This is a genomic window from Achromobacter insuavis, from assembly GCF_902859645.1.
Classification (GTDB): Bacteria; Pseudomonadota; Gammaproteobacteria; order Burkholderiales; family Burkholderiaceae_B; genus Achromobacter; species Achromobacter insuavis.
This window is the reverse complement of record NZ_CADIJR010000010.1, coordinates 13,385-26,856: the sequence shown is the minus strand read 5'-3', so window position 1 is coordinate 26,856 and position 13,472 is coordinate 13,385. Positions and strand designations below refer to the sequence as shown.

Annotated in this window: 15 protein-coding genes; 12 read left to right on the top strand and 3 right to left on the bottom strand. The window is 69.8% G+C overall.

The genetic code is table 11. The features are described 5' to 3' along the window. The first annotated feature begins 148 nt into the window (after nt 1-148). The 4 genes from H0523_RS07960 (at nt 149) to H0523_RS07950 (ending at nt 3,791) form a co-directional block, all read left to right on the top strand. Entirely contained in the window at nt 149-1,273 is a 1,125-nt protein-coding gene (locus tag H0523_RS07960) for a D-alanyl-lipoteichoic acid biosynthesis protein DltD (RefSeq protein ID WP_054428523.1), read from the top strand. A gap of 40 nt (nt 1,274-1,313) precedes the next feature. Then, entirely contained in the window at nt 1,314-1,439 is a 126-nt protein-coding gene (locus H0523_RS32225) for a hypothetical protein (RefSeq protein ID WP_006390843.1), read from the top strand. 126 nt (nt 1,440-1,565) lie between these two features. Then, complete coding sequence (locus H0523_RS07955) at nt 1,566-3,041, top strand: inorganic phosphate transporter (RefSeq protein WP_054428524.1); 1,476 nt, start codon at nt 1,566-1,568, stop codon at nt 3,039-3,041. A 99-nt stretch (nt 3,042-3,140) separates the two neighbouring features. Beyond that, complete coding sequence (locus H0523_RS07950; RefSeq protein WP_054428525.1) at nt 3,141-3,791, top strand: DsbA family protein; 651 nt, start codon at nt 3,141-3,143, stop codon at nt 3,789-3,791. Here the strand turns inward: H0523_RS07950 and H0523_RS07945 are convergent, their stop codons facing one another. The 3 genes from H0523_RS07945 to H0523_RS07935 are packed head-to-tail and all read right to left on the bottom strand — an operon-like array spanning nt 3,792 to nt 5,682. Continuing rightward, on the bottom strand, nt 3,792-4,406 hold the full coding sequence (locus tag H0523_RS07945) for a glutathione S-transferase family protein (protein WP_054428526.1): 615 nt from the start codon (nt 4,404-4,406) through the stop codon (nt 3,792-3,794). 11 nt (nt 4,407-4,417) lie between these two features. Beyond that, nucleotides 4,418-4,732: a chaperone modulator CbpM gene (locus H0523_RS07940; protein ID WP_054428527.1), complete on the bottom strand. Its 315-nt coding sequence runs from the start codon at nt 4,730-4,732 to the stop codon at nt 4,418-4,420. A gap of 2 nt (nt 4,733-4,734) precedes the next feature. Beyond that, the gene (locus H0523_RS07935; RefSeq protein ID WP_054428528.1) at nt 4,735-5,682 is read right to left on the bottom strand and encodes a DnaJ C-terminal domain-containing protein; all 948 of its coding nucleotides are present in this window, start codon (nt 5,680-5,682) and stop codon (nt 4,735-4,737) included. A gap of 189 nt (nt 5,683-5,871) precedes the next feature. Here H0523_RS07935 and H0523_RS07930 point away from each other — a divergent pair, with 189 nt between their 5' ends. The 8 genes from H0523_RS07930 to fabI all read left to right on the top strand — a co-directional run bounded on the left by H0523_RS07930 (nt 5,872) and on the right by fabI (nt 13,445). After that, complete coding sequence (locus H0523_RS07930) at nt 5,872-6,357, top strand: GNAT family N-acetyltransferase (RefSeq protein WP_054428529.1); 486 nt, start codon at nt 5,872-5,874, stop codon at nt 6,355-6,357. A gap of 46 nt (nt 6,358-6,403) precedes the next feature. Next, nucleotides 6,404-6,733, top strand: coding sequence for a DHCW motif cupin fold protein (locus H0523_RS07925; protein WP_006390851.1), 330 nt, complete (start codon nt 6,404-6,406; stop codon nt 6,731-6,733). 85 nt (nt 6,734-6,818) lie between these two features. Beyond that, a complete protein-coding gene (gene yfcF, locus H0523_RS07920; protein WP_082404281.1) occupies nt 6,819-7,454 on the top strand; it encodes a glutathione transferase in 636 nt (211 codons plus the stop codon). Between the two features lie 20 nt (nt 7,455-7,474). After that, nucleotides 7,475-7,876 (top strand): VOC family protein, encoded by a 402-nt coding sequence (locus H0523_RS07915; protein WP_054428531.1) that lies wholly within the window; start codon nt 7,475-7,477, stop codon nt 7,874-7,876. A 183-nt stretch (nt 7,877-8,059) separates the two neighbouring features. Next, nucleotides 8,060-10,471 carry a DUF3141 domain-containing protein gene (locus H0523_RS07910; RefSeq protein WP_054428532.1) on the top strand — a complete coding sequence of 804 codons (2,412 nt, stop codon included), beginning with the start codon at nt 8,060-8,062 and terminating at the stop codon, nt 10,469-10,471. Beyond that, nucleotides 10,468-11,412: a phosphate acetyltransferase gene (locus H0523_RS07905; RefSeq protein ID WP_006390855.1), complete on the top strand. Its 945-nt coding sequence runs from the start codon at nt 10,468-10,470 to the stop codon at nt 11,410-11,412. The genes H0523_RS07910 and H0523_RS07905 overlap by 4 nt, the downstream gene beginning before the upstream one ends. 78 nt (nt 11,413-11,490) lie before the next feature. After that, entirely contained in the window at nt 11,491-12,675 is a 1,185-nt protein-coding gene (locus tag H0523_RS07900) for an acetate/propionate family kinase (RefSeq protein ID WP_054429211.1), read from the top strand. Then, on the top strand, nt 12,672-13,445 hold the full coding sequence (gene fabI, locus H0523_RS07895; protein ID WP_054428533.1) for an enoyl-ACP reductase FabI: 774 nt from the start codon (nt 12,672-12,674) through the stop codon (nt 13,443-13,445). Before H0523_RS07900 ends, fabI begins: the two co-directional genes overlap by 4 nt. The last annotated feature ends 27 nt before the right edge of the window (nt 13,446-13,472 follow it).

Genomic DNA, 13,472 nt, shown 5'->3' with positions numbered 1-13,472 from the left:
CCGGGGGCGCCGGTCCCCCTGTGGCAAAAAGGGGAATCCGCGGGCACCCGCGGGTTTGCGCGCTTGTCTCGGTCATGGGGGCTGGATAACATCCGCTCACAATCTTCTCTTTCACCCCGATCCGCGCGCCGCGCCTTCCTGGTTCCTCATGTTCACACGCACCCTTGGGCAGCATGCGCTGGCGGCGGCGCTGGCCTTGTCCGTCGCGCTGGCCGCGGGCTGGGGCGCCTGGCACTGGCTGGCCCTGCGCACCGGGCCCTGCGCCGAAGCGGCGACGGGCGTCTATATCCACAACCTCGGCAACACCCTCGAAGACCAGACCCGCAACCTGTCGCGGCTGAGCCAGGCGCTGCGCACCGGCGACCGGCTGGTGGTGCTGGGCTCGTCCGAGCTGACCAGCACCGACCTGCGCTTCGTACCCTACCGCTTCCTGGCCGACGAGCTGCGCATGCCGGTCATGGCCTACGGCCATTCGGGCTTCCAGTCGCTGGGCATGCAGCTGGTGCTGGCGGCGCTGGCCGACGACCTGTCGTCCGCCTCGCGCGTCGTCATCATGGTGTCGCCGGGGTGGTTCGACGGCGACGGCGGGCTGGGCCCGGATGAATTCCGCGAGCATGCCAATCCCCTGCTGCCGCGCCTGCTGCGCCAGCCCGAGGGCCGCGAACAGGTGGCGCGCTGGCTGCGCGACAAGGGCGACGCCCGGGTGGCGTGGTCGATGGCGGCCGAGCAGGCCTACGTCTTCCGCCAGCGGCTGATCGGACTGTGGACGCCCGCGCACGCCGCCCCCGCGCCCGAGCAGGAAGCCGCCGGTCCGACGGCGGCGGCCCGGGTGGTGGACTGGGACGCCCTGGCGCGCGAGGCCCAGGAAGCCGAACAGGCGCAGATGACGCGCAACCGCTACGCGGTGCGCGACGATTTCTTCGACAAGTACCTGCAGACGGTCGCGGCCGGCGGCAAGACCGCCTTCCAGCCGCAACCGCTGACCGGCAAGGACGAACTGCGCGAGCTGGAAGCGCTGATGCGGCTGCTGCGCAACCACGGCGTCAACGCGCTGTTCGTGATGCAGCCGCTGCACCCGATGGTCTTCAGGGATCTGGACCGCTTCACCCCCGTGCAACGCCAGGTCGAGGCGCTGTGCGCGCGCTACGCCATGGCCTGCATGGACATGTACGACGCGCCCTACGAGATCGGCACCCTGCGCGACGTGCAGCACCTGGGCGAACTGGGCTGGCTGCGGGTGAATCAGCGCATCGCCGAGGTGTTCCGCCCATGAACGCCCCCAATCCACCCCTCCCCGTCCCGGACGCCGCGCGATGAAGAAAACCCTGTGGCTGTGCCTGCTCTACCTGGGCCTGCTGGCGGTCATGATGATCCAGGCCGACACCTCGGCCAACCTGGGCAAGCCGCTGGAAATCGAGTTCCAGTACCAGAAGTTCTGAGGCGGCGGCCGGGGCGGCGCTGCTCCGGCCGGCGGTCATGGCGGACGGCAAAAGTTGTCTGACGCAACCAGGGACAGGTCACAAATCTGTAATAATCTGGCCTCCGCCGGATCCTCCCCCGCCTCCATGTCCACCCTCTTTCACGGCCTCGACCTCTGGGTTGGCCTCAGCCTTGCATTGGCCCTGACGTTCGTCCTGGCCTTCGAATTCATCAATGGCTTCCACGACACGGCGAACGCCGTCGCGACGGTCATCTACACCAAGGCCATGCCGCCGCATCTGGCGGTGGTGCTTTCCGGCATCTTCAACTTCCTCGGCGTGCTGCTCGGCGGCGTGGGCGTGGCCTACGCCATCGTCCACCTGCTGCCGGTGGAGCTGCTGATCAACGTCGATACCGGACGCGGGCTGGCCATGGTGTTCGCCATGCTGGCCGCCGCCATCGCCTGGAACCTGGGCACTTGGTATTTCGGCATTCCGGCCTCCAGCTCGCACACGCTGATCGGCTCGATCCTGGGCGTGGGCCTGGCCAACGCGCTGATCGCCGACCTGCCGCTGGCCGAGGGCGTGAACTGGGGCAAGGCGATCGACATCGGCGCCTCGCTGGTGGTGTCGCCGGTGGCCGGCTTCCTGGTCGCGGGCGGCCTGCTGCTGGCGCTCAAGCGCTGGCTGCCGCTGTCGAAGATGCACAAGACGCCCGAGCAGCGCCGCGCCATCGACAACAAGAAGCACCCGCCGTTCTGGAATCGCCTGGTGCTGGTGCTGTCGGCCATGGGCGTGAGCTTCGTGCATGGCTCGAACGACGGCCAGAAAGGCATCGGCCTGATCATGCTGGTGCTGATCGGCATCGTGCCGGCCAACTTCGTGCTGGACACCAACAGCACCACCTACCAGATCGAGCGCACGCGCGACGCCGCCACCCACCTGAGCGCGTTCTACCAGCGCAACGAAGCCATGCTGGGCGACTTCCTGGCGCTCAAGCGCGCCGGCTCGGCCTCGGACCTGCCGCGCACCTTCCGCTGCGATCCCGAACTGACCCTGCCCACCATCGACGCGCTGCAGGCCGACCTGCACGGCGTCAGCAACTACGCCGACCTGTCGGCGGCCAAGCGCATCGACGTGCGCCGCTACCTGCTGTGCCTGGACGACACCGCCAAGAAGGTGGCCCGCATCGAAGGCCTGCCGGCGCGCGAGCGCACCGACCTGCAGCGCCTGCGCGCCGACCTGACCGCCACCACCGAATACGCGCCTTTCTGGGTGATCGTGGCGGTGGCGCTGGCGCTGGGCGCCGGCACCATGGTCGGCTGGCGCCGCGTGGTGCTGACGGTGGGCGAGAAGATCGGCAAGCAGGGCATGACCTACGCGCAGGGCATGTCGGCGCAGCTGACCGCGGTCGGCGCCATCGGCCTGGCCAACGTCTTCAGCCTGCCGGTGTCCACCACCCACGTGCTGTCGTCCGGCGTGGCCGGCACCATGATCGCCAACAAGAGCGGCCTGCAGGGCGGCACGGTGCGCAACATCCTGCTGGCCTGGATCCTGACCCTGCCCGCCTCGATGCTGCTGGCGGCCGGCCTGTTCTGGATCGGCGTGCAGATCGCGGGCTGACGCCCCCGCGCCGGCCGTGCATCATCTGCACGGCCGGCGCAACACTGTGGCTACCGCGCCGGGCTATTTCCGGCGCGCACGCGCCTCTACCATGGCGCCATGGCTACCTCTTCCCTTCCCATCCTGCATTACATCTACGACCCGCTGTGCGGCTGGTGCTACGGCGCCGCGCCGCTGGTGCAGGCCGCCCGCGGCATCGACGGCCTGTCCATCGCGCTGCACGGCGGCGGCATGATGACCGGCGGCAACCGCCAGCCGGTCACCGAGGCGTTGCGCCGCTACGTCATGCCGCACGATGAACGCATTGCCGGCCTGACCGGCCAGGTGTTCGGCCCGGAGTATGTCGACGGCCTGCTGCGCGACCGCGGCGCGGTGTTCGATTCGGCTCCGCCCACCACCGCGATCCTGGCCGCCCAGGCCCTGGACGGACGCGGCCTGGACATGCTGCAACGGTTGCAGCGCGCCCACTACGTCGAGGGCCGGCGCATCGCCGATCCCGCCGAACTGCGCCGCCTGGCCGAGGAGATCGGCCTGGACGGCGCGGCCTTCCAGGCCGCGTATGACGCCGCCGCCGGCGAAGCCACCGACCGCCACTTCGCGCAAAGCCGCGCGCTGCTGGAGCAGTTGCGCGGCTCGGGCTTCCCGACGCTGGCGCTGGAGCGCGACGGCGCCTGCGAATTGCTGGAACCCGCCCGCTTCCTGGGCCGCCCGTCGCAATGGCAGGCGGACCTGCGCGAACGCCTCAGGTAATCAGGACTCGCCGATGTCGCCGTCGCGCTGCAGCGCGCGGTGCATCGCCGGACGCGCCGCCAGCCGCTCGGCATAGGCCGAGAACACCGGGTTCTCCGGGATCACCTTGACCTGCATCATGAATTGCAGCGAGCCGCCCAGCACGATGTCGACCGCGCTGAAATGCTCGCCCAGGAAAAACGGGCGGGACTGCAGCACGCGGGTCAGGACCTGCTCGACCTCGTCGGCCGAGCCCCAGCCCATCGTGCCGTCCTGGTGCGGCGTCTTGAAGGCGCGCTCGGTCATGGCCGGCTCGAACACGCCAGTGGAATACGACAGCCAGGTCAGATAGGGGCCGCGCTGCGGGTCGCCCACGACGGGGCCCAGGCCGGCCTCGGGATAAAGGTCGGTCAGGTACAGCGCGATGGCCGGGGTCTCGAACACCGGCACGCCGTCGTGCACCAGCGCCGGCACCTTGCCGTGCGGGTGGATGTCGATGTAGTCGGGCGCGATGTGGCCGGATCCGTCGCGGCGGCGGATCGACACCATCTCGGTGTCGTAGGGCACGCCCAGTTCTTCCAGCAGCCAGAGAATCCGGAAGGAACGCGAGCGCGGCGCGTGATAGAGGGTCAGCATGGTCTGTCTCCTTATTCGTCGGCGCCCAGCGCGCGCAGTTGCGCCTTCAGGCGGCGGACTTCCTGGCTCAGGTCCAGGATCAGCGCCACGGCGTCGAGGCCGGCGCCGAAATCGCGCTCCAGGCGGCGCGCGTCCAGGGCGCGTTGCAGGTCCAGGCTGTAGAAACGCCATTCCGCCGGGCGCGGGCCGTTGGCGTCGACGATGCCGACCTCGGCCAGCTGCACCACCCAGTCGACCTCGGCGCCGCAGGCGCGGGCCAGGTCGTCGGCACTGAGCGGTTGCGATTTGCCCACCACGGTGGCGCTGCTGATGACGACTTTCTTCATGATCAGACCCCCAGGTGGCGCCGCGGATTGAACGGCAGGTCTTGCTGCATCTTGCGATAGGCCGCCTTGGCCGCGTCGCTGTCGGCCGGCGGCAGCGCCAGCTCCAGCACCAGGTACAGGTCGCCGGGTGGATCGCCCGGGATGCCGCGGCCGCGCAGCCGCAGCTTGCGGCCGTTGCCGGACCCGGCCGGCACCGAGACCTCGACCGTGCCGCCCGGCGTGGGGGCGTTGACCTGGGCGCCCAGCGCGGCTTCCCAGGGCGCCACCGGCAGCGTCATGTACAGGTCGCGGCCCTCGGCGCGGTAGCGCGCATGGGGCTTGAAGCGCACCTCCAGGTACAGGTCGCCGCTCTCGCCGCCGCCGTAGCCCGGCATGCCCTGCCCGGCAAGGCGGATGAACTGGCCCTCGCGCACGCCCGGCGGGATCCGCACGCTGAGCGTGCGCGTCTGCACCTGCGGGCGGCCCTGGTCGTCGACCGTCATGGAGCGCAGGCTGATGTCGCGGGTGGCGCCTTGCAGCGCGTCCTCGAGATCGACCTCGATGGCCGCGTGGTGGTCGTCGCCGCGGGCGCGGAATTCCTGCTCGCGCCCCGCGCCCTGCGCGTGGCGGCCGCGGCCGCCGAACAGCGACGAGAAGAACTCGCTGAATTGCGCCTCCTCGCCGGGGGCGGCGCCGCGATGGAACTCGAACCCTTCGTCCCAGCCGGGCGGCGGCTGGAAGCCGCCCCCGGGCGAGACGCCGGCGGCAAGGTTGTCGTAGGCCTCGCGCCTTTCCTTGTCGCGCAGCACGTCGTAGGCTTCGTTGACGTCGCGCATGCGGGCCTCGGCGTCGCTTTCCTTGCTGACGTCGGGGTGGTATTTGCGGGCGAGTTTGCGGTAGGAGCGCCGGATGTCGTCTTCGGAGGCGCCGCGCTCCACCCCAAGAATGCTGTAGTAGTCCTTGAACTCCATTTTCCAGCCCATGGTGAGGGTTGCAGCCAAAGGCGGCGGCTCGCGCCGGATTCGGCCCTGAACAGAAAGAAGATAGGGGCTCTGGCGCGATTTTTCAATGCGCTTCGACCCGTCGCGCCGCTTCGCGCATAATTGACGGTCGCGCCACCCGCCGCCACAGGCGGGGCCGCCCATGAACAGGAACCGATCGTGCTGGAAATCATCGACGTCGACTTCAACAACCCGGAACACGGCCAGCAGGTGCTGGCCATGCTCAACGAATACGCCAGCGGCCCCATGGGCGGCAGCACGCCCCTGCCCGAGTACGCGCAGCGCAACCTGATCGCGGAACTGGCCAGGCGGCCCACGGCGCGCGCCCTGCTGGCGCGGGTCGACGGCGCCGCGGCCGGCGTGGCCATCTACCTCGAGGGCTTCTCGACCTTCGCCTGCCGCCCGCTGGTGAACCTGCACGACCTGGCGGTGTCGCCCCGGTTCCAGGGCCAGGGCGTGGGCAAGCAGCTGCTGGCCGCGCTGGAAGACCGCGCCCGCCGGCTCGACTGCTGCAAGATCACGCTGGAAGTGCTGGAAGGCAACGACGTGGCCCAGGGCCTGTACCGCAAGCTCGGCTACGAGGGCTATTCGCTCGACGAGGACACCGGCCGCGCCATGTTCTGGCAGAAGAAACTGGCCGCCTGAGCCCTCCGCTTTTTCGCGGCGCGCCGCCCCCAAGGAAAAAACCACCATGAAGATGAGCAACATCCCCTTCGGCACCACCGACTGGTCCGAGGTCGAACCCACCGAGCATCCCGGCGACACCGGCAAGGCCTACTGGCGCACCCGCCAGTTCGGCGACCTGCGCGTGCGCATGGTCGAATACACGCCCGGCTACCTGGCCGATCACTGGTGCAGCAAGGGCCACATCCTGTTCTGCCTGGAAGGCGAGCTGCACACCGAGCTGGAAGACGGCCGCACCTTCGTGCTGACCCCCGGCATGAGCTACCAGGTGGCCGACCAGGCCGAGCCGCACCGCTCGTCCACCGCCGTCGGCGCCAAGCTCTTCATCGTCGACTGACGTATCGGCGCGACACGCGAAACTTCAATTGCGTTACGCTCTGCGTCATAGTCCCCTTTTATCCACCGCCTGACCGGAGATGCACTTGGGCGCCCCGTTTACGCTGTTCGTCGATTCCCAGTTCCTCAGCCCCTACGCCATGTCGGCCTATGTGGCGCTGACCGAGAAACAGCTGCCGTTCGAGGTCCGCATGATCGACCTCGACGCCGGCGAACAGCGCATGCAGCCGTACCAATGCCGCGCCCTGACCGCGCGCGTGCCGGCCCTGACCCACGGCGACTTCAACCTGACCGAGTCCACCGCGATCGCGGAGTACCTGGAAGACCTGCATCCGGCGCCCGCCTGCACCGCGCTCTATCCGGCTCAGCCGCGCGAGCGCGCCCGCGCCCGCCAGCTGCAGGCCTGGCTGCGCAGCGACCTGGGCGCGCTGCGCCTGGAACGCCCGACCGAGACGGTCTTCTACGACCGGGCCGGCGAACCGCTGTCGGACGCCGGCCATTCGGCCGCGGCCAAGCTGATCCACGTGGCCGGCGCGCTGATCGGCGCGGGCCAGTCGACCCTGTTCGATGAATGGTGCCTGGCCGACCTGGACCTGGCGGTGGCGCTGCGCCGCCTGTGGCTGGACGGCCTGCCCGATCCGCTGCGCGACTATGCCGAGACCCAGTGGCAGCGCCCCTCGGTGCGCAAATGGCTGGAGCACAACGCGGCGGCCCGCGCCTGATTCCCGCCCCCGGAGCCGCCATGCAATTGCTGGATCACGTCTCCATCAGCGTCGCCGGACTCGACAGCGCCCGGCCGTTCTACGATGCCGTCATGGCGGCCCTGGGCGCGGCCAAGGTCTACGACCACGCCGACGCCCTGGGCTATGGCGAACGCTGCCGCCCCGGCGATGCCGGCCATACCTACCTGAGCGTCCAGGCCGATCCCGCGGCGTCGCCAACGCCGCCGGCGCGCCGCCACTGGTGCTTCAAGGCCGCCGACCGCGCCGCCGTGGATGCGTTCCACGCCGCCGGACTGGCCCACGGCGGAAGCGACCAGGGCGCCCCGGGGCTGCGGCCGCACTACCATCCGCATTACTACGCCGCCTTTCTGTCGGACCCGTCCGGTAACCGCATCGAAGCCGTGTGCCACCACGCCCCATGAATCACGGCGCGGGCCCGGCATCAAGCAGGGACGGATAGTTCCGGGCGTTTGACTTGCATCAACCGTCCCCATGTTGCGATGCAACATCCATTCGGGTGTAATGGGGGGGTCAAGTCAGCTGGTTCCACTTGGAGAACCGGTCCGGTAGCACCCGCTGCCGGGTGCTACCTATAGGAGATCGCCATGGCCGGATCCGGCAACGATCGCGTCCCCGCCCCGTCCTTCAACCCCTGGACGGCCGCCTATGAATATGCCGTGGACGCCTGGCAGCGCGGCGTGCTGTACGCCGACGTCATGCGCCAGCGCGGCAACCAGTACCACGACCATATGGCCAAGCGGGCCCCGAACGTGCTCAGCATGGAGTACGAATTCGTGCTGGACGGCCGCGAGCTGCCGCGCCCGGTCAATTACGGCCTGCTGCGCATCAAGCCGCCGGAAGGCGTGACGGTCGACCCGATCAAGCGCCCCTTCCTGGTGGTCGATCCGCGCGCCGGCCATGGCCCCGGCATCGGCGGCTTCAAGCCCGAGAGCGAGATCGGCGTGGCGGTGCGCGCCGGCCATCCCTGCTATTTCGCCACCTTCCTGCCGCAGCCGGTGCCGACCCAGACCGTCGAAGACGTGATGAAGGCCGAGGCGCACTTCCTGGAAGAGATCATCGCCCGCCACCCCGACGCCGAGGGCAAGCCGGTGGTGGTGGCCAACTGCCAGGCCGGCTGGCAGATCATGATGACCGCCGCCGTGCGCCCGGAACTGTTCGGGCCCATCATCATCGCCGGCGCGCCGCTGTCCTACTGGGCCGGCTGGCGCGGCATGAACCCGATGCGCTACGCCGGCGGCCTGCTCGGCGGCAGCTGGCTCACCGCCCTGACCAGCGACCTGGGCGACGGCAAATTCGACGGCGCCTGGCTGGTGCAGAACTTCGAGAACCTCAACCCCGCCAACACGCTCTGGTCCAAGCAGTACAACCTGTACGCCAAGGTCGACACCGAGGCCGACCGCTACCTGAGCTTCGAGAAATGGTGGGGCGGCCACGTCTTCCTGAACGGGCCGGAAATCCAGTACATCGTCGACAACCTGTTCGTCGGCAACCGCCTGTCGACCGCCGGGCTGGTCACCTCCGACGGCATCCGCATCGACCTGCGCAACATCCGCTCGCCGATCGTGGTGTTCTGCTCCAAAGGCGACAACATCACCCCGCCGCCGCAGGCGCTGGGCTGGATCCCCGACCTGTACCAGGACGACGCCGAGGTGCTGGCGCACGACCAGACCATCGTCTACGCCGTGCATGAAAGCATCGGCCACCTGGGCATCTTCGTGTCCGGCAGCGTGGCGCGCAAGGAGCACCAGGAATTCACTTCCAACATCGACATGATCGATGTGCTGCCGCCGGGCATCTACCAGGCCGAGATCGCCGACAAGACGCCGGACACGCCCAACGCCGACCTGGCCTATGGCAAGTACGTGCTGTCGTTCGAGCAGCGCAACATGGACGACGTGCGCGCCATCGTCGACCGCAAGGAAGACGACGACCGCCGCTTCGCGGCCGTGGCCCGCATCTCCGACATCAACCTGGGCATCTATCGCAGCTTCGTGCAGCCCTGGGTGCGCGCCCTGGTGACGCCGCAGTCGGCCGAATGGAGCCAGCGCCTGCACCCGCTGCGCCTGCCCTACGAACTGGTGTCCGACCGCAACCCGCTGATCGCCCCGGTCGCCCAGGTGGCCGAACAGGTGCGCGAGCATCGCCAGCCGGTGGCGCCGGACAATCCGTTCCTGCTGGCCCAGGAGATGTTCTCGAAGCTGGTCGAGACCAGCCTGAACATCTTCCAGGAACTGCGCGACTCGGCCGACGAGCGCACCTTCATGGGCGTCTACGGTTCGCCGCTGGTGCAGGATCTGGCCGGCCTGGGCGGCAAGGACGGCCAGCCGCGCCGCCACCCCGGCGTGTCGCCGGAACACCGCCGCTTCATGGAAGAGCGCGCCGCCGAACTGCGTTCGCTGCTGCAGGAAGGCGGCCTGCGCGTCGCGGCCATCCGCATGCTGCTGTACGTGGCCGGCGCCGAGGGCGGCCTGGACGAGCGCAGCTTCGCGCTGATCCGCAAGATGCGCGCCGAGGCCGGCAACGCCATGACGCTGCAGGAATTCAAGGACATCACCCGCGACCAGGCCATGATGATGCGGCTGGACTCGGCCGCCGTGCTGCAGACCATGCCCAAGCTGCTGGAAGGCTCGTCGCCGGCCGCCATCCGCGAGGCGCTGGAGAGCATGAAGCACGTGCTGGAAGCCGCCGAGCCGCTGAACCCGGCCGCGCGCGCCAGCCTGGCCGAGATGGAACGGATCTTCGAGACGGCGGCCCGCGCAGCGACGGCGAAACGGGAGCCGTCGGCCCCGACCCGGCCCGCCGCCCGCAAACCGGCAGCCGCAAAACGCGATGCCGCGCCGGCCGAATCCGCGACGCCCGCCGCCCGTCCGCGCCGCGCCGCCACGGCGGCCAGCGCCAAGTCCACGCCGCAAGCCGCGGTCAAGGCCGCCGCCCGCAAGCAAGCCGCGCCCGTGCGCGTCCGCAAACCCGCCACCGCCAAGGCCAAACCGGAATGAGTCTGCCCACCTCCACGCACTACGACAAGCTCATCGCGCGCGCCCAGACCCTGGCGCCCGCCGCCTGCGCCATCGCCCATCCCTGCGACGAGCCGTCGCTGTCGGCCGCGCTGGAAGCGCGCGACCTGGGCCTGCTGCGTCCCATCCTGGTGGGGCCGGAGCTCAAGATCCGCGACACGGCCGCGCAGTACAAGCTGAACCTGGGCGACGCCCGCATCGTCGATGCGCCGCACAGCCACGCCGCGGCCGAGACCGCCGTGGCGCTGGTGCGCGGCGGCGAGGCCTCGCTGCTGATGAAGGGCAGCCTGCACACCGACGAGCTGATGCACGAAGTGGTGGCGCGCGCCACCGGGCTGCGCAGCGGCCGCCGCATCAGCCATGTGTTCATCATGGAAGTGCCGACCTATGCCGAGCCGCTGTTCATCACCGACGCGGCCATCAACATCTTCCCGGACCTGGAAACCAAGGCCGACATCATCCGCAACGTGATCGACCTGCACCACGGCCTGGGCCTGGGCGAGCCGCGCGTGGCGATCCTGTCGGCGGTGGAGCAGGTGACCCCCAGCATCCCCAGCACCATCGAGGCCGCCGCGCTGTGCAAGATGGCCGACCGCGGCCAGATCGCCGGCGGCGTGCTGGACGGCCCGCTGGCGCTGGACAACGCCATCAGCCCCGACGCCGCCCGCATCAAGGGCATCCGCTCGCTGGTGGCGGGCGTGGCCCAGGTGCTGGTGGTGCCCGACCTGGAAGCCGGCAACATGCTGGCCAAGAACCTGACGTTCCTGGCCAACGCCGAAGCCGCCGGCATCGTGCTGGGCGCGCGCGTGCCCATCATCCTGACCAGCCGCGCCGACAGCCCGCGCTCGCGCCTGGCGTCGTGCGCGGTGGCGGCGATCTACGCGCACCACCTGGCCACGCAGCAGGCGCGTCCGCTGGCCTAGCGCCGGCCCGACAGGCCGTGAATGAGCGGCGGGGCCCCCGCCCCGCCTTGTCCCTTGCATCAAGAGGCGATCGACTCCATGTCCGACACCATTCTCGTCATCAACGCCGGCAGTTCCAGCATCAAGTTCTACCTGTACGACATCGACGACAAGCAGGCCCTGGCGCCGCGCCTGGGCGGCCAGCTCGAAGGCATCGGCACCAGCCATCCGCGCCTGCGGGTGCGCGACGCCGCCGGCCAGACGCTGGTGGAGCGCGACATCGCGCCCAGCCACGCGCCCGACGTGCCAAACGGCCAGGAAGTGGTCGGCACCTGGCTCAGCGGCCACCTGGGCGGCGCGCCGCTGGCCGTCGGCCACCGCGTGGTGCACGGCGGCCCCGACCTGTCCGAACCGGTGCTGATCGACGATGACATCCTCGCCCGGCTCGAGGCCTTCACGCCGCTGGCGCCGCTGCACCAGCCCAACAACCTGGCGCCGATCCGCGTGATCCGCGAGCGGCGTCCGTGGATTCCGCAGGTGGCGTGCTTCGACACCGCCTTCCACCGCAGCCATTCGGACGTGGCCGACCGCTACGCCCTGCCCGAGTCGCTGTACCAGCAGGGCGTGCGGCGCTACGGCTTCCATGGCCTGTCCTACGAATACATCGCGCAGCGGCTGCGCCAGGCGCTGCCCGAGATCGCCATGGGCAAGATCATCGCCGCGCACCTGGGCTCGGGCGTGTCGGCCTGCGCCATGCACCAGGGCAAGAGCGTCGACAGCACCATGGGCTTCACCGCGCTCGAGGGCCTGCCCATGGGCACGCGGCCGGGCCGCCTGGATGCCGGCGTGGTGCTGTGGATGATGGAACAGGGCATGTCGCACGACGACATCGAGCACGTGCTGTACCACGACTGCGGCATGAAGGGCCTGTCGGGCATCAGCAACGACATGCGCGAACTGCTGGCCAGCGACGCGCCGTCGGCCAGGCTGGCGCTCAAGTACTTCGCCTGGCGCGTGGCCGAGGGCATGATCGGCCTGGGCTGCGCCATGAACGGCATCGACGGCATCGTCTTCACGGCCGGCGTCGGCGAGAACTCGGCCGAGATCCGCCAGGCCATCAGCGAGCACTGGGGCTGGCTCGGCATCAAGCTCGACCCCGAACGCAATGCGCATCACGGACCGCGCATTTCCAGCGACGACAGCCGCATTGGCGTGTACGTGGTGCGCACCAACGAAGAGCTGATCATCGCGCAGCACACCCTGGCCCTGGTGAAGCAACGATGAGCGCCGCCCTGCCCCTGGCCGGCAAGCGCGGCCTGGTCACCGGCATCGCCAACGCCGACTCCATTGCCTGGGGTTGCGCCAAGGCGTTCCGCGCCATGGGCGCCGAGCTGGCGGTGACCTACCTGAACGACAAGGCGCGCCCGCACGTCGAACCGCTGGCGCGCCAGGTCGACGCATCGCTGCTGATGCCGCTGGACCTGCTGCGCGACGGCGAACTGGAAGCCGTGTTCGAACGCATCACCGCCGAATGGGGCGGCCTGGACTTCGTGCTGCACTCCATCGCCTTCGCCCCGCGCGACGACCTGCACGGCCGCGTCACCGACTGCTCGCGCGCCGGTTTCCTCACGGCCATGGACGTGTCGTGCTGGTCGTTCATCCGCATGGCCAAGCTGGCCGAACCGCTGATGCCCGGCGGCGGCGCGCTGTTCTGCATGAGCTACTACGGCTCGCAGATGGTGGTCGAGCACTACAACATGATGGGTCCGGTGAAGGCCGCGCTGGAATCGGCCACCCGCTACCTGGCGGCCGAACTCGGCCCGCAGGGCATCCGCGTGCACGCCATTTCGCCCGGGCCGCTCAAGACCCGCGCGGCCTCGGGCATCGCCGAGTTCGACGCGCTGCTCGACCGCGCCCAGGCCAAGGCGCCGGCGCGCAGCCTGGTGTCGATCGAAGACGTCGGCGAGGCCACCGCCTGGCTCGCCACCGACGCCGCCCGCCGCATGACCGGGCAGACGCTGTACATCGACGGCGGCTATCACATCATCGACTGAAGGCCGCCCGCGGCCGGCGCGGCGAGG